Below are 26490 nucleotides of genomic sequence, written 5' to 3' on the forward strand. Positions count from 1 at the left end.
TATAGATTAACAAACTATTAAATTACAAATCCCTGCATGATGAAAATCAGAAACATTTTATTCCTATTAGTCCCATGTATTACTTTTGCTCAAGAGAGTATAGAAGTAAGTTTAATTGAAGAAGTTGCTCCAAAATTATCTTACTTAGATTCTTTAAAAGCCTCTTTTGTTAATCACAGTACAAGTACTTGTATTGATAGTCGATGGATGGAAGAGCTATCTAATCAGGAACTTTTTGATGATATGTATGCTGATATTTCTGATTTAGATATAGACGAGGCAGTTTCTTTTGAAATGTCAACAGAAATTTTAAAGAAAAGACTTCAAAAAATGGACGATAAATCTCCATTTAATATCGAATACAATACTTCATTAGAAAACGTAATCAAATCATTTCTTAAAAACAGAAAGCATAGTTTTGAAAGATTAATGGCAATTTCCGAATATTATTTTCCAATGTTTGAAGAGCATTTAGCAAAATACGATGTTCCCCTAGAAATTAAATATTTGGCAATTGTTGAATCTGCTTTAAACCCAAGAGCAAAAAGTAGAGTAGGAGCTTCTGGTCTTTGGCAATTTATGTATCCAACAGGAAAACAATTTAATTTAGAAGTTAACTCTTATGTTGATGAAAGATTTGATCCTTTAAAAGCTACAGAAGCTGCTTGCCAATATTTATCAAGTTTATACAAAATTTTTGGAGATTGGAGCTTGGTTTTAGCCTCTTACAATGCTGGACCAGGAAATGTTTCTAAAGCTATTAGACGTTCTGGTGGAAGTCAAAATTATTGGAATATTCGAAAAAATCTTCCTAGAGAAACGGCTAATTATGTTCCTGCTTTTTTAGCGACTATGTATATTTATGAGCATAAAAAAGAACTAGGAATTGTTCCTAAAAAAGCTCAAATCACTTATTTTGAAACAGATACTATAATGGTGAAGAGAGAAATGAGTTTTAAACAAATTTCAGAATTATTTGACATTCCACAAGACCAAGTAGAGTTTTTAAACCCGATTTATAAATTAAACATTATTCCTTACAACGAAGACAAACCTCATTATTTACGTATGCCAAAAGACAAAATCGGCTTATTTGTTTCTAATGAAGAAGCGGTTTATGCTTATATTGATTTTATAAAAAATGGTGGTGAAAAAGCAAGAGAAGAAGCTTTAGCAGAAAGCACAACTCCAGAAGAAACAAAAGTTGTTGTCTACGAAGAAACGAAAACAAAAAGCAAACTTGCTTATCATACAGTTAGACGTGGAGAAAGTTTAGGTTTAATTGCTCAAAAATATGATGTAACAGTAACAGAAATAAAAAGATGGAATAATTTAAGATCTTCTTTAATTAATGCTGGAAATAAATTAAAAATTTATGGCACCAAAGAAGAAAGCACTAAATCTCATATTTCTAAATCAAGCGCAACTACCTATGTAGTAAGAAGTGGAGACTCATTATACACCATTGCAAAAAAATTTCCAGGAGTTTCTGCTGATGATTTGAAAGAATGGAACGGTATTAGTGGTAATAATATTAAACCCGGAATGAAATTAAAAATAAACGGGTAAAATTTTATTAAATACACTTCAAATGAAAAAAATTATTGTACTTTTTTTTGCTTCTTTTTTATTGTTTTCGTGCAAAGAAGAAGTATCAAATAACAAAGGCCTTTCTGAATCATCAGGAAATATTAATAACGTTTCTATTTTTATTGATGAACCTCTTTGGAATGGTGAAATTGGAGATTCCTTACGAAAAAAATTAGCTGCTCCAGTAGACGGTTTACCTCAAGAAGAACCATTGTTTAACATCAATCAATATCCAACAAAAATTTTTGATGGCTTTGTAAAAAAAGGACGAAACATTATTGTGGTTCAAAAATCAGATAAAAATGGTTTTGCAGCTCGAAAAGATTTATATGCTTATCCTCAAAATGTCTTTTTCATTACCGGAACAAATTCAGAAGAGCTAATTCGCAACATTGAATCAAAAGCTTCTCAAATTATTAGCACTATCAGAAATGGGGAAATAGCTGAAAACCAAAGACGTATGAAAAAATCATTGGTTAACGACAAAAAGATTGAAGACAAGTTTGGTTTATCGTTGGACATTGGTTATGGTTATAATTATGACATGGAAAAGGATAAATTTATTTGGTTGCGAAAAGAATTTACTTCAGGTTATAATAGTATTTTAATTTATGAAGCTCCAATTTCTAGAGTAGAAAAAGACGGAAATATCGTTCAAAACATTATTAATTTAAGAGATTCTATCGGAAAAGCTAACATTCATGGAACGTTAGATAATACTTGGATGATTACCGAAGAAGCCTATGCTCCCTATTTGTTTCAAACTAAATTAGACAATAAGTTTACTTACTTGACTAAAGGAACGTGGGAATTGAAAAACGACTTTATGGCTGGTCCATTTGTGAACTATGCTGTAAAAGACACTAAAAATAATCGTTATTTAGTTATCGAAGGATTTACCTATTTGCCGTCAAAAGCCAAAAGAGATCATATGTTTGAATTAGAAGCGATTATTAATTCAGCTAAAATCAAGTAATAAATTTAGATTTCACAACTTATAAATGAAGAGCAAATTAACTGATTTCTAAATTAGTTTTTGCTCTTTTTTTTAATTCAATATTTCAAATATGCTTATATTCAAAATAAAGCGTTTTAACGAACTTTCTCTTCAAGAACTATATCAATTGTTGCAATTGAGAAGCGAAGTCTTTGTAGTGGAGCAAAATTGCGTTTATCAAGACATTGATGGCAAAGATGAGAAAGCAATTCATGTCTTAGGTTTTTATAATGACGAAATTGTAGCTTACACCAGATTATTCGACAAAGGTTATTATTTTGAAGAAGCTTCAATTGGTAGAGTAGTAGTAAGCGAAAAAGTAAGAGCCAAAAAAAGGGGACACGATTTAATGAAAGTTTCCATTGCAACTATTGAAAAGGAATTTAAGACTTCTCAAATCACAATTTCTGCACAAGAATATTTAAAGAAATTCTACGAAACCCATCAGTTTGTTCAAACCAGTGAAATGTATTTAGAAGATGATATTCCTCATATTCAGATGAAGAGGAAATGATTTTGAACAATCGATTTCTATTCTTTTATTGGGATTTTAAATTGATGACTCCAAAACCTATCGTCTTGATTTCTACAACTTATAAAAAGTTTTAATGTATCATTTTTGATGGTTTGTTTACTAATATTAATTTCCCAAATACTTTCTGTATTCTCAATTGTAGCTCCTTTTATATTTCGAAGACCAGGAGCAGAAAGACTTAATTTTCTTGAGTCAATATTTTCTGTATTTAATATTAATTTTGCTTTTTCATTCCATCTCAAGAAATTCATTCCACTTTCAATTCTCAACATTATTTTTTGATTTTCAATTTGGTAAACAAATTCATTATTTTGAATAGTTTTCCAACCAACTAATATTAAAATAGAAATAAATAAGAGTAATATTTTATAATGTTTTTTCAAAGCTTATTCAATCTTAGTAATCAGCAATTCAACTCTTCTATCTTGATCAGTACTTCCACCAAGAGGTTGTGTGTTTCCATAACCATTATAAATCAACCTTTTTTCATTTACTCTTCTTGAAATAAGATATTTATAAACTGCTTTGGCTCTGTTTACAGATAGTTCCCGTTTTCGAGTATCTTTATCAACAGCTTCTTTTTGGTAAGAAGGTGTACAACAAATATGGCCTTGTACTTCAAGTTCTATTTTTGGAAAACGATGCATCCTAATGGCAATTTTATCTAACTCTTTTTTGGCCGAAGTAGTTAATCTACTGCTTCCTCTATCAAAGAAAACTTTGTCAAGGGTAATTTTATCACCAACAATTACATCTTTTCTTAAAATAGTGTAATTTTCAGGTTTTGTTCTTTTAACAATTGGTGGTTTAAAGTTTACTAACACATCCACACGTCTATTTTTAGAACGAACTTCAGGTACATTAGTTTCTAAATCTTCATCAATCATTATGCTTCCTTTTCCTTGAATGGAAACAATAATTTTATTTTTTATGCCATTAAGCAACAATGTATCTCTAATGGTATTGGCTCTTTTGGTTGATAAATCAAAATTATAAGCATCTTTTCCTCGATCATCACAATAACCAGAAATTTGAATAGACTCAACTATAGATGTATCAATGGTTTTAATGAATTTTTGAAGTTCTTTTTGTTGGTCTTTTCGCAAATCAAACTTATCAAAATCAAAATAAATAGACTGTAATATTTCATCTTCTTGTGCAAATGAAGTCAATGAAGTTAAGAAAAGTAACAAGAAAAGGTATTTTAGAGAACGCATTATTTTTTTAATATTTTGTTATACTCAGCTGTGTTTTTTAAAATGTTTTTGGCTTTGATGATTTCTGCACTATTTTTAGTTTCATAATCATACAAACCTTCTTTGTATTGAAAACGAGTAATGATTTCATCGTTTAAAAGCATGATGATTTCATCTTTATTTCTGTCTAATTCTTTTTCGTTACTTTTTTCAATAGCTGCTTTCAGTAAATTATATTCTGTTTGAATATTTTTGTCAATATTTTCTTTTTTTGCAACTTCAAGTGTGCTTTCTAAAGCTCTTTCAGTTTCCGTATTCATCTTGTATTCTTGTTTTTTGACGAATTGTTTAAATCCATCATAATCAGAATTTGTGAACATGGCATTTGGATTGTTTTGGTTTTTATAATAAAACTCAGTTGCATAGTTAAATATGGCATCATTTGCTGTTAAAGCTTTTGAAATAGTTGAAGGTTTTGTTTCTGTAACTTCAAGATCTGGCATAATTCCACCACCATCATAAACGGTTCTTCCTTTTTTGGTTTTAAAAGCATTGTAATTTTTTTCGTCAGTACGAATAGCTTTTCCATTTTCATCTTTGTGCGAATAATCTAAAGCTTGAATGCATCTTCCAGAAGGTGTATAATATTTAGAAATAGTAACTTTTACTTGCGTTCCATAAGATAAATTCAAAGGTCTTTGAACCAATCCTTTTCCAAAACTGCGATTTCCTACTACAACTGCTCTGTCTAAATCTTGCAAAGCACCAGCCACAATTTCAGAAGCTGAAGCACTTTTTCCATTAACAATTATAGCTAATGGGATTTCTAAATCTACCGGTTCATTTCTTGTTTTGTAATCACTATTATGCTTTTCAACTTTTGATTTTGTGGTAACAATAGTTTCATTTTTTGGCACAAATAAATTACAGATATTTACAGCTTCACCTAACAAACCACCTGGATTTCCTCTTAAATCTAAAACTATTTTTGTAGCTCCTTGTTTTTTCAAATCCAATAAAGCGGCTTTAGTTTCAGAAGAAGCTTTTTCGGTAAATTTTGATAAAACGATATAGCCAATATTGTCTTCCAATAATTTATAATAGGGAACAGCTCTTAAATCAACCTCGTCTAAAATTATTTCTCCATTGGTTTTCTTACCTTGTCGGAAATAAACAATGTTTACTTTGGTGTTTTTGGCTCCTTTCAATAATTGGGAAGCATCTTCTTTAAAGTCTTTAAGCAAAACATCATCAATTTGAATGATTTCGTCACCTGCTTTCAGACCTGCTTTATCAGCTGGAAAACCTTTGTACACTTCTTTTAAAATTACTTTATCTTCTTTTCGAGTAATCAAGGCTCCAATTCCAGTGTATTCACCAGTATTGTTGATTTTGAATTTGATCACATCTTGTTCGTTGAAGAAAACCGTGTAAGGATCTAATTCTTTCAACATGCTTTTGATGCCTTTATCCATCAAATCACCAGGATTTGTTTCATCCACATAATTTTGATTTACGGTCTTGAATAAATTGGTAAATATTTCAATTTGTTTTGCTAATTCAAAGAAATCACCTTTGAAACTAACTCCAACAAATAAAAACGAAATAGCTATAATAGGGATAATGATTCTTTTTCTAAAAAGAGATTTCATAACAATAGAATTAAATAAAATGAACTACGAATGTAATTATAATTGAGCAAAAAGTAAACCAAAGTTAGGTTTTACTTAACATTTTCAACAAATTTTTGAAAAAGTTGGATAGTTTTCTCGTTAATTTCCTGATAAGTTAAACGATCTTTTGTCTGATAAAAAAACATAAAAGCATGAGGTTTTTCAATATTTTCAGTCAAAATATGTTTATTTAAACGATAGCATTCACGCAACACTCTTTTGAAATAATTTCGGTCAACTGCATGTTTAAAATACTTCTTTGAAACCGAAACACCCATTTTTATTAATTCTTTTTCTTCAGATGGATTTTCCACAAAAACCAATCGCAACGGATATTTTGAAACTGATTTTCCTTCACTAAATAGTAAATCTATAGTGCTTTTGCTTTTCAGTTTTTCAGTTTTTGGATATGTAAATGCCATAAAGCAAAGGTATAAACTATAACTAGACTTTTTAAATAGAATTGCAATTAAAATATTAGTTTTTCGCTTTATTTTTATTGGTTTAAAAAGGCTATTTACGATAATTTAATTTTGAATAGTTAACTTTTTGTAATATTTTGCATTTTTTTAACAAGAATATAATGCTGATTTATATTTTTAAAAGCCCCAAAATGACAAGATTTTTTCTTTATTTCTTCTTTGTAACGCTTACTTTAAATGCACAAAATCAAGCTAATTCAGAGTTTAAATTACTTCAATCACTTTCTAGAAAAAATCAGAACAATCCTGATAGTCTTTTCTTTTATGGTAATAAAATTTTAGATTTAGGAAATAAGGAAAATGATGTTACTTTCATAACCGAGGGTTATTTTATTCTTTCCCAATCTCAACTTTTTCAAGCTAAAAGAGAAAGTTCAATAGTTTATTTAGATAGTGCATTGGTTTATAAAGATGAGATTAATATTAGTAATTATTTCAGACTTCTGAGAGCAAAAGCAATTGCTTATACACAAATTAGAAAATTTGATGAAGCGGAATTAATTTATAAAGAAATAATTGAGCAAAGTAAAAAAATAAATAAAAAGGAAGAAATTGCTCATACGTACAATGGTTTAGGTATGATTAAAAAACAAAAAAACGAACATAAAAAGGCTATTGAATACTTCGAAAAAGCACTTGTTTTATGGGATAGTTTGGGAATTGATTATGCAAAACCAGGATTATATTCTAATATCGGTGTTTCACAAAAATTATTAGGTGACATTGAAAGTTCTAATTTGAGCTTTCATAAAGGCATTTCATTTTCAAAGAGAAATCCAAGAGATAAAAGAACCGTTTATAGACTTTATGGCAACTTAGCTACAAATTTTAGTTTTATTAAAAACACAGACTCTACAAACTTTTATTTAGATAAAGTAATACACCACTATAAGTCCACAAATCAAAATTTTGAATTGAGTTTAGCTTATCTTAACAGAGGACAAAACAAAATTTTTGTGAAAGAAATAGACAGTGCATTATGGTATTTGAAAAAATCATTAATAGAATTTAAAAATAAAAACCAAATTCCATCTAAAATTGAAAATTATAGATTGTTGGCTACTGCTTATCTAAAAAAAGAGGAATATGATTTAGCACTAACATACCTTGATTCGGCTCATAAATTATCTGTAGATAAACATATAAAATACGATTTAGAAAATCAATATGCATTATACGCAGAAATCAACGAAAAAAAAGAAAATTATAAAAAGGCTAATGAATATTTAAGAGCTAATGATAGCTTAAAAAAAGCTAAATATATAAATAAAAGCGAAAATGGTTTTAGTCAAGTACTTGTTTTAGAAGATAACAAAGAGAAAAGAAAAAGAATACAAAGATTAGACAAAGAAAACACTTTTTACAAATCAAATTTATTTATTTCATTTTTAATTGTTTTGATTTTAGCAATAGTTAGTTTCTTACTATTTAAAAGATATAAAAACCAAAAATCAGAAGTGATTCAATTGCAAAATCAATTGGACTCTTTCAATGATGAATTCTCCAAAAAGAAAGAAGAAGCAATTTCAACTAATGCTATTTTAAAATTAAAAAGTAATGCCGTTTTAAACACTACCGAAATTTTATACATTAAATCAGATGGTCATTATGCAGAAATTTCTATAGAAGGAAGAGAAAAACCAGAAATAGAAAGAACATCTTTATCGAGTCTTTTAGAGTTATTGCCAAAACAAGATTTTGTTCGTATTCATAAATCGTATGTAGTGAATATTCACAAAATTAAAATCATCAACTCTACAGAGGTAATGTTAGAAAATGGAGAGTGGATAAAGCTATCTAGGACTTATAAACAATTGCTGAAAGATTTGTTGAATAAGACTAATTAATACTTAAAAATTTAAAAAGGCTTATTTGATTGATGTCATTCATGTACAAAAACAGGTCATTGGTGACAATTTTTTGGTTTTCAAGTAGTAATTATTCAATTTGGCTCAAAATTCAAAAACCAATAATTATGAAAAAAAGATTCCACCAATTTTTATTTATTGCCTTTCTAGCAATTACATTCTGTTCTCTTAGTAGTTGTTCAAGCGATGATGGCTCAGTAACCCCATCTTGTCCTTCAGGATTTTATTATGATGCTGTTTCAGGAGGATGTGTTCCAAGAACGTTACCAGGAACCGCTTAATTATTTAAAAAAAGAATTTCAATTAATTAAATATATAATCAGCCTTCATACGTATATCGGAAATAATTTTTAAGATTTTATAGACGTTTCACAAAGGCATTAATAATCAATAATTATGAAAAAAAGTATTTTAATTACCGCAGTAATGTTTTTTTTAACAGTTAATATGGCTCAGGCTCAATGGACAGATTGGAGTAATTGGACAAGTATTGCCTGTTTTAAAGGTGTTCAATTTAGAGTAAAATCGAAAAAAACAAGTACCGGAAAATATGAAGCTTATTTAGAATTTAAAAATAATTATAATGAAAAAGTTCATTTTAATTACGAAATTACTGGTGGTTCTTATTCTAATAAAAACAATAGAGTTACAGTTAATTCTGGAAGTACTTACAAAAGTTATTCAGGATCAAGTTTTACTTCAAAATATTTTAATGTTTACATAGATAGATTAAGGTTTGGTAAAGATGGACTTCAGCCATACGCTGATTGTGATAAATAAATCTTAATTGTTGAGAGGCAGTAGCAACATAAGTCAGGGATTACTGCTACTGTCTTTTTTCAATTTAAAAAATGAAATAAACCATGAATAAAAGCAATATTTTAGACAAATTTTATTTTTCATTTTCATTGTTTTTATTCAATTATCATTCTCTCAAATTAAAGAGGAAGCCTTAAAAATGCTTCATGCTGATTTAATTATCAATGATTCTATAAATGAAGATGGTGTTTTAAAGCACTAAATTCAGTAACGAAAAAGAGGAGAATATATCAATTGGTTTATAACTCCAATAAGCCAAAAGTATTAATGCCTTCATTTTATAATAATATTGAATTCTACAATTGGAATGGTTCTTTCACTATAGCAAAGAGCAACAATATGTATACTGTTTCAAGTTCACTTTTTGATGGGCAAGTTAAAACATTGTTTCATGAGGTATTTACAGTATAATAGAACATTTTAAGGGTTTCAATCAGGTTTTAGCCTGTGAAAGCGGTAGTTTATGAGGTTATATTAATGGAAAAGATAAAAAAATAATTCCTTATGTTTTTTACTACAAAGAATAATTACCTAACCCAACCCTATTAATATTAAAGTATCCTAAGATTGAAATATCTAAAAGTCAATTCAGTTTTAAATAGTGATTTAAATATTGAAAATCTTGATTTAAGTAAGCAAAAAATTAACTTTTTACTTACTTAAATTAAAGGATTTAAAAACCTAAAGTTCTTAGATTTATCGCGTAATGAACTACAAAAATTACCTGATTCGTTTTTGAAATGAATAATTTAGAAACACTAAACATTAGTGACAATCCAGATTTTTTTACGTTTTCTGAATTGTTTATTAAGTTTAATATTTTCTATGAAAAACTAACATTGACAAGTAAATTTTTTCAAGAAAAAAAGCAGATTAAATTAAAATAATTCTTCAAAATTTATATTTATTCAAAAGCAGTTAAGCATAAATAATTTTTTTATGTGTCATTCATGTCGGAAAACATGTCACTCATGACATTTTTTTCGTACAAACACCCATTTCTATTATGTTTGTTATTAATATTTATTAACCATGAAAAAATTATTCTTTAGTTTAGCATTCCTTTTTACATCTTGTTTTAATCTTTTTTCTCAAAATACTAGTGAGCTAAAAGACCAATATATTAGAACATTTTCTCCTGACTTATATAGTTCATACAAGATGGCTGAGAATGTAAAACAAGAAGGACTTTCACTAGCAAATGGATTGTATCAAAATATGCAAAATATAGAGGGTTTAACAGCTTCAATGAATCCTAACGATATCTTAACAGATTTTAATTCTAAAATTAAGCAACTTAATTCAATAGAATCTAACTATAAAGAAAATTCATTTACTTCAGATTTTAACACAGGAATTTCAATAGGGAATAGTATCAATGCAGGTGATAATGAAGGTGCTATATTTAAAGGTCTTGGTCTTTTAAGTGCTAATTCAGAGCGCAAAAAAGCGGAAAGAGAATTAGCTGCTAGAAAAGCAGCTTTAAAAAAAGAAAAACACAATAGAATGTCGCAAGTTTATTGGGACGCTAAAGAAAAAACAGAAAGCGCGAAGCAAAATTATATAAAAGCTGCTGCATTTTCTGAGAATGTTTCAGACGAAGAATACAATTTAGCCTTTGCCTCAAACTTGGATTGCTTTATGAAAAGCATGAAAGAAAATTTTAATTCTAATAATACATATTGGTTAAACAATAATTGTCCTGTTCCAACAAAACAAATAACAATAGAGAACAACTTTATTGCAAAAGATCAATTGTACAAAAAATTAGCAGTTAGTAAATACAAGAAGTATAATGAATTAAAATATGATGCTTATTATGATGCTGCAATCACTTTTGCTGCATCTGTTGCAAAACTAAAGCCTAATGCAAGTAATTTTTATTATTTAGGCACTTTGTATGAAGAGCAAAGTGAAGAAATAGCTTTAAGTAATTATTTAACCGCTTATGCTTATGATAAAAGCTATTTTTCTAAGGAAAAGAAAGAAAAGATAGCTGCATTAGAAAAAAATGTATCAGAAAAAGTAAAAACCGCTATAGACAATAAAGACAATAGTTACCTAAGAGATATTATTGAATCTGCAATATTTGGAACCTTAAAAATAGAGAATAAAAGCATATTGTTGTATGCAATCAAAGTTGATAATTCTGATGCTTTTCAATTGATACTTAATACGTATTTAAAAGATAAAAATCAAAATGAGAAGAATGCTTTACTCAAAAAAACTATAATGCTTTGTACTGTAAACAACAGTGATGATTGCTTAAATCGAATAGTAAGTTTAGGAGTAAGTACTGATTTTACTTTAAATAAAAAAACACCGATTGACCTTGCGGTACTTTCAAAATCTGAAAAAGCATTTCAAATATTAATTGAGAACGCTAACAATAAAGAAACTTATTTAAATAAATATAAAGATTCTGAAATCGTTTTGAAGTATTTAGCAAATAATGATCCCTCTGAAGCGGCTGCTTACATAGAATCAAAGTCAACTAAAGTAGCAGACGAAAAAATATACAGTTTGTTAAAAAACTTATACAATGATAGAGAAATTTTAAACGTCATAGGTGAAAATGAATTTATCAAAGACAGAATAAATACAAACGATAAATTATTAGCACTAACGAAGGCTCAGTTTTATGGATATGTTTTGAAAGGTAGTGATGATGCAGCAATTTTTATTGAAAACGATATTATTAAATTTAAAAAAATGCCTACTCTTTTAGAATTGGTTTCTATAGAATCTATAGAGCAAAATAATAAAAAAGAGCAAAAGACAAGCACTTCATCAAAAAAGAAAAAATCAGACTTGACTTATGAATTTAAAATGAATGCGATAATTGAAATGTTTGAAACAGCAAATAATACTTCACCTCAACAAATTTTTGTAGACGAAATAAATAGATATAATGGTTTTAAGTCAAAAAACGAGTTGTCAAGTACTGATAAATCTCTTATTGATAGTGTGTATTCATCAATTGCAAAATCTCAAAACTTACCATTAGATGAAGCTTTTGAAGAATCAAAAAAAGAAAAGAAGACGCTAACTTCATTTGACAAAACTAAACCAGAATACTCTTTAGCTTATAATGCATTCCTTATTGGTAACAGTAAACTTTTTAAAGTTTTAGACAACAAGTTTGATTTAAGTGAGGTTAAAGAAAAAAGTGGCGATCCTTTATTCGTAGAAATGCTAAAAACCGGAAAAGTTTCAAAAGACTTTGTCTCTAAGAAAATGGATTTTAATGATAAATATAACAATCAAAAGTTTTTGGGAATTTTATTAGATGGAATTTTAGAAAATAATACATCAGATTATGATCTATTTGGAAAGCTAGATGAAGTTATAGCAAATTATAATATTGATTTAAGCGAGGTTAGACTTAAAGATGGAGGAACTTTACTTCATTGGGTTGTGCAGATAACTAAATCAAATGCACGCTATTTGGCTAATGTTTACGATTTAGGAATAAAGTATAATTCGGTGGATAAAGATGTAAAAAATGATAATGGTTTAACAGCCTATGAATTATTGAACTCCTACAAAGATCAAATAAAAACTTCGGGCAATAAATCCCTGTTTAACAAAGCAAAATCTAAACTTAAATAACCATGAAAAAAACGGTACAACTATTATTATTTGCATTATTTATACAAAGTTGTGGAACACTTTATGCCCCAAAATATAATAATGTCTATGTAACTTCTAATCCTAGTGGAGCTCAAGTTGAGGTTGAAGGAGATAATAAAGGAATAACTCCTATAGAAATTTCTTTACTTGCAAAAAAAAGCCATAATATACATATATCCAAAGAAGGTTATAAAGATTCTATAATTAATTTAGAATCTCGAGTAGACTCTAAATTTATTTTGATGAACAATATAAATGTCTTTTATCAATTAATAGACATTATAAGTGGAGATTGGAAACAAATTAAAGAGAAAGAAGTCTCAATACCTTTAGAAAAAAATGAGCAAAATTTCTAAACATATTTTTTTTTTATTTTTTGGTATTTTAAATATTGGAATTACTCTAGGGCAAAATATACCAAATATTGACTCTCCTGATTTTTTACAAGGGAGAAATCATTTTTTTGATATAACAGAGGGTTTAGAGGAGGATTTGAAAGTTACACTTAATGTAGAGGATAGAGAATATTGTTGTAACAATATGTTTACTGACAAACCAATGGAAAATTTCAGTTTACAAATTTATTTTACTAATACAACTAACAACAAAGTCTTCTTTATAAAGCTTCCTAAACATTCATCAACGATTGTTAGAAGAAATCATAAAACCAATGCTTGTTCAGAACAAGCAAACTTAATAATTTATAATTCTACCCCAAATAAAACATTTCAAATTGATCCAGGTAAAACGATTTCATTTCATGCCAAAACAGACATGTATCAGAATGATTTTTACCCAATAAGTGTAGAGGAGCATGAAGAGATTTTAGCTATGCAAGGTGATTATTTTATTCCTGATTGTATCTACTTATTTTTTTATAAGGCTTTTGTAAAAATCTCAACTACTACTAATCCTACTAATCCAGTAAACAACAATAACAACACCGGAAATAACACAAATGATGTTGATGATTTAATATCAGAATTAGAATTAGATCTTGAAAGTCAAATTGAAATTGAAAACAATCAAATTTTGGAAAACAACATTCAGTCATACAACCTTGACGAAATAGTTATTCAAGAAACTGATGATAAAGAAATTACAACGCATAATTATGATCCTAATGTATGCAATAACTTAAAACAAGAAATTAGGAGTATGTTAAATCAAACAGCAAACATTTCGCAATCTAATTATACTAATATTATGATTTCAATACAAAGTTTTACAGAACGAATGGATTCCTATGTAAACAATGATAACCTTGACCCAAAATGCTTTGATGAAATTGAAATTGAATTACAAAATTTTTCACAGAGAATTATGAGTCAATTCAACACAAATTTAAATGGACTAAATCAACCACAAATTGAAACAAAAAAGTCAAATGGACCTGTCTTTGCAAAGCCTACAATGACAACTAGTTTTCCAAGCAAAGGAACTCCATCTCTTAAAAGTGACAGTTTTGGATCAGGTAAAGTGTCTCCAATTAAGAAAAAAGTTAATAATTGATTTAATAGTAAATCATCAACTTTATTTAGTTAAAAAAATTTATTTAAAATGAAAAATTTTAGTTATTTACTATTGCCACTACTGTTTTCTAACATCGTAAATGCACAACAAAAAATCTCAGACAAACAGATTTTGAAACACATTAAAGCTAAAAAAATAGAATGGATTCCTGGAGGAAATAGTTTAGCAAAAGTGCAGATGAAATCCAATAAGAAATGGGGCATTTATTTTATTGATGCACATTCTTATTCTGGTGAAATTGAAATAGATTCAGAAGAGGTAGTAGCTCCTAAATTTGATTCTATAGGGTGGTTTACAAAAATGGAACCCCTAACTATCGTTAAGAATAATAAGAAATATGGTATTCTTATGAATCCTTACGAGATTCAAGATGCAGCTGATAAAGCAAAATGCAAATACGATGCTATTAAAATAAAGGAAGTTGAAGGTAGATTCTACACACTTGTAAAAGAAGGGAATCTTTGGGGACTGGTTGACTGGTTTGAAGATGTCAGTTTAGTAGATCCTTCTTTTGAAAACCCAGAAGATGTTCCTTTAATTTGGGTCGAATCTTGGGCAATAGACACCTTTAAAGAATCAAAGAAACAACTAAATGCTGATATTCTAATCTTTGATGAAAGTAATGGTGATAACGTTTTTAAAGCCAGAAATAAAGATTCTAAAAAATGGGGTATGTATCAATCCTTAGGTTCGAGAGGGTTGACAACACTTATTCTTGCAAACTACGATAGTGTTTCCTTTTTTCCGTTCAACGGAAAGTATACAGCAGTCTATAAAAATGAAAAAGTAGGCTTTTATTTGTCGTACTGGAGTTATTATAAAAATGCAAAACAAACGGTTCCTTGTGCTTATGATGATTATAAAAGTTTTGATGCTAACGGTATCCCAAAACTTGCGGTTAAAAAAAATGACAAATGGGGATGGATAGACTGGTTAACAGGTGAAGAAAAATCAGAATTTATTTATCTAACTACAAAAGACCTTCCTTATCCACACTTCAAACAGGAAATTTGGATTGAAGAATAATTTGTTTTAAAATTAAAAAATGAATAAAAAATTAAAAGGAATACTGGGAATTGTTGGCTTTGTAATTTTATTTGGCTTTTTGGTTTATATGAAAACGGCACGTAAAATGGGAAGGAGTGTAATTACTAAACCAAATCAAACTGAAGAGAGAAACAGAATTATTGAAGCTTCAAGAAAAAATGAAATGAAAGCTTTTGAAGAAGCACAAAAAAAAGAGACTCAGCGAAGAGATTCAATTCAGCAATTACAAATAGATAAATTAAATGAACAAAGAAACAAATCTCAAGAAATTCTTGAATCATTAAATAATGAAGCTATTGGAAAATAATTTATTTTCTTCATGATTTTTTTACCGATGAATCAGTTAAGTGTAAAAATAAAAAAGGAGGCAATTGCCTCCTTTTTTAGGTAAAGAATTATTTATTCTCATAAACATTATCATCTCTATTCACATCAGCCATTAATCCACTTGGGTCAATAACAATTGCTTTTATAGCAGATTTTGCTTTTGGAATTTCAAAAGTATAGGTTGGATAAGCCCAATCCCAACCATCTAAAATAGTTCTTTTAATGCCTTCATAAGGATTTTCTTTTTCAAAACGCATCAAAGTATTCGGAATATAAAAAGTTTCATTAGAACCATCTTCATAAACCACAAGAATATCTAATGGCATTGGCATTCTTCCTTTTCGCTCTAAAGTAACACCAGTTCTTTGTACACCATCAGTTGCACTTTCCACATTTTGAATAGCATAATCAATAGTATTTGTGGTTTGTGTCCAATCTACTAAGTACCAATCTAAATTAGCTCCAGAAACTCTTTCAGCACTTCTTTTAATGTCATTTGGTGTTGGATGTGTTAACTTATAATCGTAATAATAACGTTTTAAAGTTTTCATTAAATTATCAGATCCAATAATGTATCCTAATTGTGCTAAGAAAACTTCTCCTTTACTATAAGCACCAATACTATAAGTCATGTTGTAATCATATCGATCAGCATGTGTAGAAAGCGGTTGTTCTTTTCCAGAATTAGCTAAATATATATAATTTTTATAAGCACTTTCAAAAACGTTATCTTCTTTTTCTTTTGGAGGCATAATTTCATTCATGGCTAAATCAGAAATAAAAGACGTAAATCCTTCATCCATCCATTCGTGTTTAGATTCGTTTGAAGCTAATACAAATTGGAACCAAGAATGTGCAAATTCATGAGCTGTTACTCCAACTAAACTTCCAAAACTTCTATTTCCTGTGATTAAAGTACACATTCCATATTCCATTCCACCATCACCACCTTGAATTACAGAATATTGTTTGTAAGGATAAGGCCCAACATTTTTATTGTAAAACGCTAATAATTCAGCAGTTTTTGGTTGCATTTTTTTCCAATTTTCATTGTACTCTTTGTTGTCTTTGTATAAAAAGTGCAATTCCACATTATTTTCACCAATTAACATATCATGAATATAATCTTTGTCAGCAGCCCAAGTGAAATCGTGCACATTAGGAGCAACAAAATGCCAAGTCAACTCTTTAATTTTTCTTGGATATTTTACTTCAACACCATTATCTTGGTATCCGTGACCAATTTCATTTTTGTTTTGTAAGTAACCAGTTCCACCAACAGTATAATCTTTGTCAATGGTTAGTTTTACATCAAAATCTCCCCAAACACCGTGAAATTCTCTACCAATGTAAGGATCAGCATGCCAACCTTCAAAGTCATATTCAGCCATTTTTGGATACCATTGGGTCATAGATAAAGCTACTCCTTCTTCAGAATTTCTTCCTGAACGACGAACTTGAAGTGGTACTTGACCTTCAAATGTTAGTGAAAATGTTGTTTTTGATTTTGGTAAAATAGCTTCATTTAAAGTAACTTCTAAAACGGTTCCAACTACTTTTGTAGCAACAATTTTTCCATTCTGTTTTAGATTTGAAATATTTAAATAACCAATTTCATCTGGTTTTAGTGTTTTAATTCGGCTTTCAGTTACTTCTTTATCAGAAACTTTAAACTTCTTTACCATTCGTTTATCTGGATCGGCAATTGTTTGTAAACGAATATCCATTGCACTTCCTGGTTGAAAAGCATTAGGATATAAATGATAGTAAACTTTTCGTAAAGTATCACCTGAATTATTAGTGTAAACCAGGTCTTGAGTTCCTGTATATTGATAATTTTTCACGTCCATTTTCACGTCCATTTTATAGTCAACATGTTGTTGCCAATAGCCTGGATTTGGATTGTTTTGAGAAAATCCAATAAATGAAATAAGTGTAATTAAAAGTGTTTTTTTCATAATTTAGTATTTAAAAAAGAAACCACAAAGTCATATAAATATGGGCTTTGTGGTTTACTATTTACTTAAAAAAAGTATTACATTTTTGAAGCCATAAGTAATGCATTGTAAGCATTTACAATTCTTCCTGATTTTGAAATTTCAGCAAAATTAGCCTTGTGTTGATCTTCATCAACTAAAATAGTATTTTTTAAGGGTGTTCCACTTGCCATAATAATTTGCTTTACTTGAGCAGCAGATAATTTAGGATAATAAGAACGAATTAAAGCAGCAACTCCAGCAACGTTTGGTGAAGCCATTGATGTTCCTTGTAAATATCTATAATTATTATTTGGAGTGGTAGCATAAATCTGCATTCCAGGAGCAAAAATATCTACGTTGTTTTTTCCATAGTTTGAAAAAGGAGCAACCATGTTTGGACTATAAGTAGCATTTAAAGCTCCAATTATTAAAACATTATCTGAAATTTCTGGTGCACCATCATATGAATCACTTGGGTATTTATTGTGTACATCTAAATCTTTTGCATCATTTCCAGCAGCGAAAATTACTAAAACATCTTTTTTAGCCGCATATTTTAATGCATCTTGAACCCATTCTTTGTTAGGAGAAAAATATTTTCCAAATGAACCATTGATTACTTTTGCTCCATTGTCAACGGCATAACGAATTCCTAAAGCAATATCTTTATCGTACTCATCACCATTTGGAACAGCTCTTACAGCCATGATTTCAACCATGTTTGCAACACCATCTCCACCAAGACCATTTCCTCTTACTTGTGCAACGATTCCAGCAACGTGAGTTCCGTGTAATGCTTCTTCTGCATCTGGTCCAACTACATTATTATTACCATATTTAGTGTCTGTAATATCATTTGGATTATCCCCAACAATTGAACGACCGTCAAAATCTACATTATAATTATAATTAAGTTGATCATTTACTTGCTTAATACCACCTTTCAATCTTTCGTCAAAAGCAGCTTTATCTTGACGTGCTAAAATGTTTGTAAACATGGCTTTATATTGTAATAAAGTCTCATCTGTGGTAGTCATGGCTTTAACCTCATCCAAAGTGAAATTAGGGTTTTTTAAATGTTCTTCTAAAGCTTTTTCAGCATTTAAAATCATATCTATTTGAGCTTTTTGCTGACTTAAACCTTCTAATTCTTCATCTAAAGCAGCTTTTGCTTTAGCATATTCAGGAGCAGATGGGCCTTGTTTTACGATACGAGTCATTTCTAATTGCTCATTTACCGAGTTCCCTAAGAAATTCCAACCGTGCATATCGTCAATGTACCCGTTTTTATCATCATCAATTCCGTTACCAGCAATTTCTTTTGGGTTAGTCCAAATAACTGCTTTTAAATCTTCATGTTTAATATCTACACCAGAATCAACAATTCCAACAATTACCTTTTTCCCTTTTTTTCCTTTAAGTAATTCAGCATAAGCTTTATCAACACTCATTCCAGGAACTGAGTCTTTAACTAAGTCTAAATGACTCCAACGTTGTAAATCGGTTTCTGATAATTTTGTAGTTTTTGTTTGAATAGCATCAATGTTTTCAACAGGTGTTGATACTATTTTTGAAGTACCTCCACAACTTGCAAGAAGAATGGCAAGGGCTGCTGATACGTAAAATGGTTTAAATGTTCTCATTATTTTGTGTTTATTTATTTTTATTAGACAATTTTTTTAAAAAAAAGTTACATTTTATAAGTTGAAAACCTCATTACAAGTTAACACTTCATTTAAACGAATCCCTTTTTCTGTTTTTTGAAGCGTTATTATTTCATTATGAGCATCATGCTCTAATATTAATTTAAAATTTTTTTCTGCAGCCATTTCAAGAAAAAATTCTTTTTCTCCAAGTGTCAATAAAGGTCTTGTATCATAACCCATAACATAAGGTAAAGGAATATGACCAGCTGTTGGCAATAAATCTGCCATAAAACAATATGTTTCTCCTTTGTAATTTATCATAGGAATCATTTGCTTTTCTGTATGACCATCTGCAAAGAATATTCCAAAACCTAATTCTGAATTTTCTAATATTGCATTTTCAGGTCTTTTTATAAAATTCAAATGACCACTTTCTTGCATTGGAATTATGTTTTCATGTAAAAAAGAAGCTTTTTCACGATTGTTAGGTTTAGTTGCCCATTCCCAATGATTTTCATTTGTCCAATATTTTGCATTTTTAAAAGCTACTTCATAACCAGTTCTATCTTTATTCCAAACTACGCTTCCTCCACAATGGTCAAAATGTAAGTGAGTCATAAATACATCTGTTATGTCATCACGATGAAAACCATATTTAGCTAATGATTTATCAATAGAATGATTTCCCCAAAGCGAATAATAACCAAAAAATTTATCCGATTGTTTATCACCCATTCCTGTGTCAATCAAAATTAACCGATTGTCATTTTCTATTAACAAACATCTTGCAGCGATATCAATTAAATTATTTTCATCTGCTGGATTTGTTCTATTCCACAAAGTTTTTGGAACAACACCAAACATAGCTCCACCGTCTAGTTTAAAATTTCCAGCCTCAATAGGGTATAATTTCATTTAAAAAAAAATTTGATTGCAAGTTAATAAAAATATAAACTTTGATTTGTGAAATCTATCATAAATGTTACTTATCGTTTAATAAGTTATAAAAATGTTAGTATTCATTGTAAAAAGAGCTAAAAGACTTATCTTTGCAGTTAATTTAGACAAAATCAAAATAACAAATGATTAAAGTTTCTGATACAGCAAGCAAAAAAATCGTTGCAATGATGCAAGAAGATGGTTTTGACGCTACTCAAGATTTTGTTCGAGTAGGTGTAAAAAGCGGAGGTTGTTCTGGATTATCTTACGAATTAAAGTTTGATAAACAAATAGGAGAGAACGATAAAGTCTTTGAAGATAATAATGTAAAAATAGCCGTTGAGAAAAAGAGTTTTCTTTATTTAGCGGGTACTATATTGGAATTTTCTGGTGGATTAAATGGTAAAGGTTTTGTGTTCAACAATCCAAACGCACAAAGAACTTGTGGTTGTGGAGAAAGTTTTTCACTATAAATCATTAAAAATATAAAATGTCAAAATATACAGAAGACGATTTAAAAGTCGAATTAGAAAATAAAGAATACGAATACGGATTTTACACCGAATTAGACTCGGAAACGTTTCCTATTGGTCTTAATGAAGACATCGTTCGTGCTATTTCTTTGAAAAAAGAAGAACCTGAATGGATGACAGAATGGAGATTAGAAGCTTTTAGGGCTTGGGAAGAGATGATTGAACCTGAATGGGCAAATGTTCATTACACCAAACCTGATTTTCAAGCGATATCTTATTATTCAGCTCCAAAAAAAGCAGATCCCAATAAAACATTAGACGATGTTGATCCAGAATTGTTAGCTATGTACAAAAAGTTAGGAATTTCTGTGGACGAACAAAAGAAAATGAATAATGTTGCTATGGATATTGTTATTGATAGCGTCTCAGTAGCTACAACATTCAAGAAAACTTTAGGCGAAAAAGGAATTATTTTCATGAGTATTTCTGAAGCTATTAAAGAACATCCAGAATTAGTTCGTAAATATTTAGGAACAGTTGTGCCACAAAAAGATAATTTCTACGCAGCTTTAAATTCGGCAGTTTTTTCAGACGGAAGTTTCTGTTATATTCCAAAAGGAGTTAAATGCCCTATGGAACTTTCAACTTATTTCAGAATCAACCAAGCAGGAACTGGCCAATTTGAGAGAACATTAGTAATTGCTGATGAAGGAAGTTATGTTTCTTACTTAGAAGGTTGTACAGCTCCAAGTCGTGATGAAAATCAGTTGCACGCAGCAGTTGTTGAATTGATTGCATTAGATGATGCCGAAATAAAATATTCAACCGTTCAAAACTGGTTTCCTGGTAACAAAGAAGGTAAAGGTGGAGTTTATAATTTCGTAACCAAAAGAGGTTTGTGCGAAAAAAACGCAAAAATTTCTTGGACACAAGTAGAAACAGGTTCAGCTGTAACATGGAAATATCCTTCATGTGTGTTGAAAGGAGATAATTCAATTGGAGAATTTTATTCAATTGCAGTCACCAATAATTTTCAACAAGCGGATACTGGAACCAAGATGATTCATTTAGGAAAAAACACTAAGTCAACCATTATTTCAAAAGGTATTTCTGCAGGAAAATCTCAAAATAGTTATAGAGGTTTGGTTCAAATTTCAGCGAGAGCAGAAAATGCGCGTAACTTCTCTCAATGTGATAGTCTTTTAATGGGAAATGAATGTGGTGCACACACTTTTCCATACATTGAAAGCAAAAACACTTCATCAATAATCGAACATGAAGCTACCACTTCAAAGATAGGTGAAGACCAAGTTTTCTATTGCAACCAACGTGGAATTCCAACTGAAAAAGCTATTGCTTTAATCGTAAATGGTTTCAGTAAAGAAGTTTTAAATAAGTTGCCAATGGAATTTGCTGTGGAAGCACAAAAATTATTAGAAATTTCCCTTGAAGGAAGTGTCGGATAAATCAAAATAAATCTTAATACCTTAATGGTTTAAAATAAAGAATAAAATGTTATCAATAAAAAATTTACATGCTTCAGTTGAAGATAAAGAAATATTAAAAGGTTTAAATCTAGAAATTAAAGCAGGAGAAGTTCATGCAATCATGGGACCGAATGGAGCCGGAAAAAGTACGTTTGCTTCAATTGTTGCAGGAAATGAAAACTACGAAGTTTCTGAAGGAACAATCGAATTAGAAGGTGAAGATATCTCAGAATTAGCTCCAGAAGAAAGAGCTCACAAAGGTGTTTTCTTATCTTTTCAATATCCAGTTGAAATCCCAGGAGTTTCAGTTACGAACTTCATGAGAACTGCTATAAACGAATCACGTAAGGCTAAAGGTTTAGAAGATATGCCAGCTAACGAAATGCTAAAATTAATTCGTGAGAAATCTGAATTATTAGAAATTGATCGTAAATTTTTATCTCGTTCTTTAAATGAAGGTTTTTCTGGTGGAGAAAAGAAACGTAACGAAATTTTTCAAATGGCAATGTTAGAACCAAAATTAGCTATTTTGGACGAAACAGATTCTGGATTGGATATTGATGCTTTAAGAATTGTTGCCAATGGTGTAAACAAATTAAAGAGTAAAGATAATGCAGTAATTGTAATTACACATTACCAAAGATTGTTAGAATATATTGTTCCTGATTTTGTTCATGTATTAATGGATGGAAAAATTGTAAAGTCTGGTGGAAAAGAACTGGCTTTAGAGTTAGAAGAAAGAGGTTACGATTGGATTAAAGCTGAATTAGTTTAAAAAAGTTATCAGTTTTCTTTTATCAGTTAGAAACTCTACTGACAACCGAAAACAGATAACCGACAACATAATAAAAATGGATTTAAAAGAAAAATTAGTTTCGTCTTTCATGGCTTTTGAAGAAAAAATAGATACTTCTTCAGAACTACATGATGTGCGAACAAACGCTATAAAAAACTTTGAAAACAAAGGTTTTCCTTCAAAAAAAGAAGAAGCTTGGAAATATACTTCGTTAAACTCAATTCTTAAAAATGACTTTTCGGTTTTTCCAAAAAAGGATAATGCTGTTGAATTTGCTGAGGTAAAAAAATATTTTTTACATGAAGTAGACACTTATAAAGTTGTTTTTATTGATGGAAAATTTAGTTCTTTTTTATCTGCTACAACGCATGAAGGAATTGATGTTTGTTTGATGTCATCAGCTTTGACCAAACCTAAATACAAATTGGTTATAGATGAATATTTCAACAAAATTGCAAGTAAAGATGAAACTTTAACTTCATTAAACACTGCTTTTGCTTTTGAAGGAGCTTATATCAATATTCCTAAAAGTAAAATTGCAGATAAACCTATTGAAATCATCTATTTCTCAACAGGAAAAGAAGATGCTTTAATGGTTCAACCAAGAAATTTAGTAATTGTTGGTGAAAATGCTCATGTTCAAATTATTGAAAGACATCAGAGTTTAAATACTAATCCCGTTTTAACAAATTCGGTTACTGAAATATTTGCACAAAAAAGAGCCATTGTTGATTATTATAAAATTCAAAATGACACTTTAACTGCAAATCTAATTGATAACACTTATATTTCTCAAAAGCAAGAAAGCCGTGCTTCAGTTCACACCTTCTCTTTTGGTGGAAATTTAACTAGAAACAACCTAAACTTCTATCATTTCGGAGAACATATTGATAGTACTTTAAAAGGAATTACAATTATTGGTGACAAGCAACACGTAGATCATTACACTTTAGTTCAACATTCTACACCAAATTGTGAAAGTCATCAAAATTACAAAACTATTATTGGTGATAGTGCAACAGGTGTTTTCAACGGAAAAATTTATGTTGAAAAAGAAGCACAAAAAACAAATGCTTTTCAACAAAACAACAACATTTTAGTTAGTGAAAAAGCAACAATCAATGCTAAACCTCAATTAGAAATTTTTGCGGATGATGTAAAATGTTCTCACGGTTGTACAATCGGACAATTAGATGAAAGTGCCATGTTTTATATGCAACAGCGAGGAATTCCTAAAAAAGAAGCTAGAGCTTTATTAATGTTTGCATTTAGTAATGAAGTAATTGAAAGTATTAAGATTCCCGAACTAAAACAAAGAATTACTAAAATTATAGCTTCAAAATTAGAAGTAAAGTTAGGATTTGATTTGTAATTAAGTAATTTTTTAAAAAATCATTTAATTCAGATAACTTCTTTATTTTAATTCTTTCTTAAATCTCTTAAATTGCAATTTAACACTTTCTTTAATAATAAAGTAATAAAAAAGTGTTAACTTTATGATTAGTTTAACGGATTAATAATTGTTATAATTTTATAATAAAATGATTTTTTTGTTATATTTCGATGATTAGGTGTTAAAAATTCATCTAAAACAGACTTATCTTAGTGATTTTTTATAAAAAACACATTTTTATGTAACATAATTCATTTTTTTATTTATTTTTACTTCCTTAAAAAATATTAAAATGCGTTTATATTTACTATTTACATTATTGTTTACTTCATGTATGTTTGGTCAACTAAGTGATAAGCACTGGCTTCCACCATTGCATTCTAGAACGACTAGTCATATCGGGCAACATGTAATTTACCTTTCAACACCTGAAGCTACACCTTTTCAAGTAAACGTTACGAATGGTAGCGGAGTTGCTGTTGGTACATATACAATTTCAGCAGGTAATCCTGCTCAATTTACGGTAGGTAATGCCCAGCCCTCAAATATGTTTGTTACCCAAGCAGGTTTACATACAGTTTCTGGAAACAGTGGGCTTATATTGACAGGAACTAGCGAGTTTTATGTAACTTTTAAACTTGATGCAGGTGCACACGGTGAAATGTTTGTTTCCAAAGGTAGAGCAGGTCTAGGTACAGATTTTAGGTTAGGAAGTTCTCCTCAAGGTTCAAGTGACAGTAGTAGAAACTTTGTTGCGAGTGTCATGGCTACGGAAAACGGAACAACTGTTACTGTTTCTGACTATGATGCCGGTGTCTATTTTACAACACCTACAGGAATAAACACTAATGGAACACAAACATTTAATTTAAATGCGGGACAATCAGTTGTATTGTCGGGCTATGCTGATAACGCAACCTCCCAAAATCTTACAGGGTTTATAGGAGCCCGTTTAACATCTACAAGACCAGTTGCTGTTAATACAGGGAATATTACTAATAATCCTGCAACAGGAGGAAATGATGTGTGTTTAGACCAAATTGTTCCAGTGGAACGTGTGGGAATGGAATATGTTGTTGTTAAAGGTAATGGTACAGCACAAACTGAATTACCTATTGTTATAGCAACTCAAAATAATACACAGGTATTTGTCAATGGTAATACTATTCCTTTAACCACTTTAAATGCGGGTGATTATTATATTGTTCCTTTCACTTATTTTCAAGGGACATTTAATCAAAATATGTATGTACAGACAGATAAACCCGTTTATCTTTATCAAATTTTAGCAGGAGATACCTCTACTCATACCACAGGTATGAATTTTATTCCTCCATTAAGTTGTAGTTATCCAAAAGTTGTTGATTTAATACCTAGTATTAATTTGATTGGTTCTGGAGTTAATTTTAATACTGGAGGAGGTAGTACAAATGTTATTCTAATTACAGTTGCCGGTTCAGTTATATCTATTAACGGAGCTGTAACAACCGCAACACCTCAACCAGTACTGGGTAACCCAAACTGGGTGACTTATAGAATTTCTGGATTATCAGGAAATGTAAAAGTTGAATCTACAGGCTCTACAGCAGTAGGAGTGTTAGGACTTTCAGGAACAATGGGTGTAGCGAGTTTCTATTCAGGTTTTGGAGAGGTTAATTTAACCTATGAAGCAGGAGTTAATATTTATGAAGGAGATATGACTATTGCAGAAGGTAGAGCAATATGTCCAGATAATACAAGAGTATTAGATACTAATTTAAGCCCTAATGATTTTACTTTTGTGTGGACTGTTGATATTGGAGATGGTAATGGGCCTCAAGTAATTGCAGGGGCAACAGGACCTTCTTATACTGTAGATAGTCCTGGTATTTATTGTGTTACTACTTCTAATGGATTTATTGGAAGTGCATGTGAGCAGACTGATTGTGTTGTGGTTGAATACTATCCTGATTTTATAATCAATGATATGCCAAATGATTTATATAGTTGCGATAATACTTTTGATTTAAGTCAAAATACAGCAACTATTTTAAATGGTTTAGATCCTTTCCAATATGACTTAGAGTTTTTTGCAACA

Annotated in this window: 23 protein-coding genes; 16 read left to right on the top strand and 7 right to left on the bottom strand. The window is 29.7% G+C overall.

What is annotated here, in order from left to right; genetic code table 11:
• Positions 1–36 precede the first annotated feature (36 nt).
• From AABJ49_RS03655 to AABJ49_RS03665, 3 genes are all read left to right on the top strand, one after another.
• Positions 37–1569 (top strand): LysM peptidoglycan-binding domain-containing protein, encoded by a 1533-nt coding sequence (locus AABJ49_RS03655; RefSeq protein WP_338376158.1) that lies wholly within the window; start codon positions 37–39, stop codon positions 1567–1569.
• 22 nt (positions 1570–1591) lie between these two features.
• Positions 1592–2566, top strand: coding sequence for a DUF4837 family protein (locus AABJ49_RS03660; protein WP_338376159.1), 975 nt, complete (start codon positions 1592–1594; stop codon positions 2564–2566).
• A gap of 91 nt (positions 2567–2657) precedes the next feature.
• Positions 2658–3101 carry a GNAT family N-acetyltransferase gene (locus AABJ49_RS03665; RefSeq protein ID WP_338376160.1) on the top strand — a complete coding sequence of 148 codons (444 nt, stop codon included), beginning with the start codon at positions 2658–2660 and terminating at the stop codon, positions 3099–3101.
• A 17-nt stretch (positions 3102–3118) separates the two neighbouring features.
• Here the strand turns inward: AABJ49_RS03665 and AABJ49_RS03670 are convergent, their stop codons facing one another.
• The 4 genes from AABJ49_RS03670 to rnpA form a co-directional block, all read right to left on the bottom strand.
• Positions 3119–3505, bottom strand: coding sequence for a hypothetical protein (locus tag AABJ49_RS03670; protein ID WP_338376161.1), 387 nt, complete (start codon positions 3503–3505; stop codon positions 3119–3121).
• Positions 3506–3508: 3 nt separating this feature from the next.
• Positions 3509–4339 carry an OmpA family protein gene (locus AABJ49_RS03675; RefSeq protein ID WP_338376162.1) on the bottom strand — a complete coding sequence of 277 codons (831 nt, stop codon included), beginning with the start codon at positions 4337–4339 and terminating at the stop codon, positions 3509–3511.
• Positions 4339–5970 carry a S41 family peptidase gene (locus tag AABJ49_RS03680; RefSeq protein ID WP_338376163.1) on the bottom strand — a complete coding sequence of 544 codons (1632 nt, stop codon included), beginning with the start codon at positions 5968–5970 and terminating at the stop codon, positions 4339–4341. The genes AABJ49_RS03675 and AABJ49_RS03680 overlap by 1 nt, the downstream gene beginning before the upstream one ends.
• A 71-nt stretch (positions 5971–6041) precedes the next feature.
• Positions 6042–6413, bottom strand: a complete 372-nt coding sequence (gene rnpA / locus AABJ49_RS03685) for a ribonuclease P protein component (protein WP_338376164.1) — start codon at positions 6411–6413, stop codon at positions 6042–6044.
• Between the two features lie 191 nt (positions 6414–6604).
• Here rnpA and AABJ49_RS03690 point away from each other — a divergent pair, with 191 nt between their 5' ends.
• From AABJ49_RS03690 to AABJ49_RS03725, 8 genes are all read left to right on the top strand, one after another.
• Positions 6605–8320 carry a LytTR family transcriptional regulator DNA-binding domain-containing protein gene (locus AABJ49_RS03690; protein ID WP_338376165.1) on the top strand — a complete coding sequence of 572 codons (1716 nt, stop codon included), beginning with the start codon at positions 6605–6607 and terminating at the stop codon, positions 8318–8320.
• A 128-nt stretch (positions 8321–8448) separates the two neighbouring features.
• Positions 8449–8622 carry a hypothetical protein gene (locus AABJ49_RS03695; RefSeq protein ID WP_338376166.1) on the top strand — a complete coding sequence of 58 codons (174 nt, stop codon included), beginning with the start codon at positions 8449–8451 and terminating at the stop codon, positions 8620–8622.
• Between the two features lie 115 nt (positions 8623–8737).
• On the top strand, positions 8738–9121 hold the full coding sequence (locus tag AABJ49_RS03700; protein ID WP_338376167.1) for a hypothetical protein: 384 nt from the start codon (positions 8738–8740) through the stop codon (positions 9119–9121).
• Positions 9122–10192: 1071 nt separating this feature from the next.
• Complete coding sequence (locus tag AABJ49_RS03705) at positions 10193–12772, top strand: hypothetical protein (protein ID WP_338376168.1); 2580 nt, start codon at positions 10193–10195, stop codon at positions 12770–12772.
• Positions 12773–12774: 2 nt separating this feature from the next.
• Positions 12775–13149, top strand: coding sequence for a PEGA domain-containing protein (locus AABJ49_RS03710; RefSeq protein WP_338376169.1), 375 nt, complete (start codon positions 12775–12777; stop codon positions 13147–13149).
• Positions 13133–14305 carry a hypothetical protein gene (locus tag AABJ49_RS03715; protein WP_338376170.1) on the top strand — a complete coding sequence of 391 codons (1173 nt, stop codon included), beginning with the start codon at positions 13133–13135 and terminating at the stop codon, positions 14303–14305. The genes AABJ49_RS03710 and AABJ49_RS03715 overlap by 17 nt, the downstream gene beginning before the upstream one ends.
• A 48-nt stretch (positions 14306–14353) precedes the next feature.
• On the top strand, positions 14354–15352 hold the full coding sequence (locus AABJ49_RS03720; protein WP_338376171.1) for a WG repeat-containing protein: 999 nt from the start codon (positions 14354–14356) through the stop codon (positions 15350–15352).
• Between the two features lie 19 nt (positions 15353–15371).
• Positions 15372–15680, top strand: coding sequence for a hypothetical protein (locus AABJ49_RS03725; RefSeq protein ID WP_338376172.1), 309 nt, complete (start codon positions 15372–15374; stop codon positions 15678–15680).
• An 88-nt stretch (positions 15681–15768) separates the two neighbouring features.
• Here the strand turns inward: AABJ49_RS03725 and AABJ49_RS03730 are convergent, their stop codons facing one another.
• The 3 genes from AABJ49_RS03730 to AABJ49_RS03740 form a co-directional block, all read right to left on the bottom strand.
• On the bottom strand, positions 15769–17658 hold the full coding sequence (locus AABJ49_RS03730) for a M1 family metallopeptidase (RefSeq protein WP_338376173.1): 1890 nt from the start codon (positions 17656–17658) through the stop codon (positions 15769–15771).
• A 77-nt stretch (positions 17659–17735) separates the two neighbouring features.
• Positions 17736–19322, bottom strand: a complete 1587-nt coding sequence (locus tag AABJ49_RS03735; RefSeq protein WP_338376174.1) for a S8 family peptidase — start codon at positions 19320–19322, stop codon at positions 17736–17738.
• Between the two features lie 54 nt (positions 19323–19376).
• Positions 19377–20240: an MBL fold metallo-hydrolase gene (locus AABJ49_RS03740; protein ID WP_338376175.1), complete on the bottom strand. Its 864-nt coding sequence runs from the start codon at positions 20238–20240 to the stop codon at positions 19377–19379.
• A gap of 167 nt (positions 20241–20407) precedes the next feature.
• Here AABJ49_RS03740 and AABJ49_RS03745 point away from each other — a divergent pair, with 167 nt between their 5' ends.
• The 5 genes from AABJ49_RS03745 to AABJ49_RS03765 all read left to right on the top strand — a co-directional run.
• Complete coding sequence (locus AABJ49_RS03745) at positions 20408–20737, top strand: iron-sulfur cluster assembly accessory protein (protein WP_338376176.1); 330 nt, start codon at positions 20408–20410, stop codon at positions 20735–20737.
• A gap of 17 nt (positions 20738–20754) precedes the next feature.
• Positions 20755–22203, top strand: a complete 1449-nt coding sequence (gene sufB / locus AABJ49_RS03750) for a Fe-S cluster assembly protein SufB (protein ID WP_338376177.1) — start codon at positions 20755–20757, stop codon at positions 22201–22203.
• Between the two features lie 46 nt (positions 22204–22249).
• Positions 22250–22999 carry a Fe-S cluster assembly ATPase SufC gene (gene sufC / locus AABJ49_RS03755; protein WP_338376178.1) on the top strand — a complete coding sequence of 250 codons (750 nt, stop codon included), beginning with the start codon at positions 22250–22252 and terminating at the stop codon, positions 22997–22999.
• A gap of 76 nt (positions 23000–23075) precedes the next feature.
• The gene (gene sufD / locus AABJ49_RS03760; RefSeq protein WP_338376179.1) at positions 23076–24392 is read left to right on the top strand and encodes a Fe-S cluster assembly protein SufD; all 1317 of its coding nucleotides are present in this window, start codon (positions 23076–23078) and stop codon (positions 24390–24392) included.
• A gap of 313 nt (positions 24393–24705) precedes the next feature.
• Positions 24706–26490, top strand: a 1785-nt coding sequence (locus tag AABJ49_RS03765) for an IgGFc-binding protein (protein WP_338376180.1), incomplete at its 3' end; no start/stop codon positions are given.

This window comes from uncultured Flavobacterium sp., assembly GCF_963922255.1.
In the GTDB taxonomy this organism is placed as follows: domain Bacteria; phylum Bacteroidota; class Bacteroidia; order Flavobacteriales; family Flavobacteriaceae; genus Flavobacterium.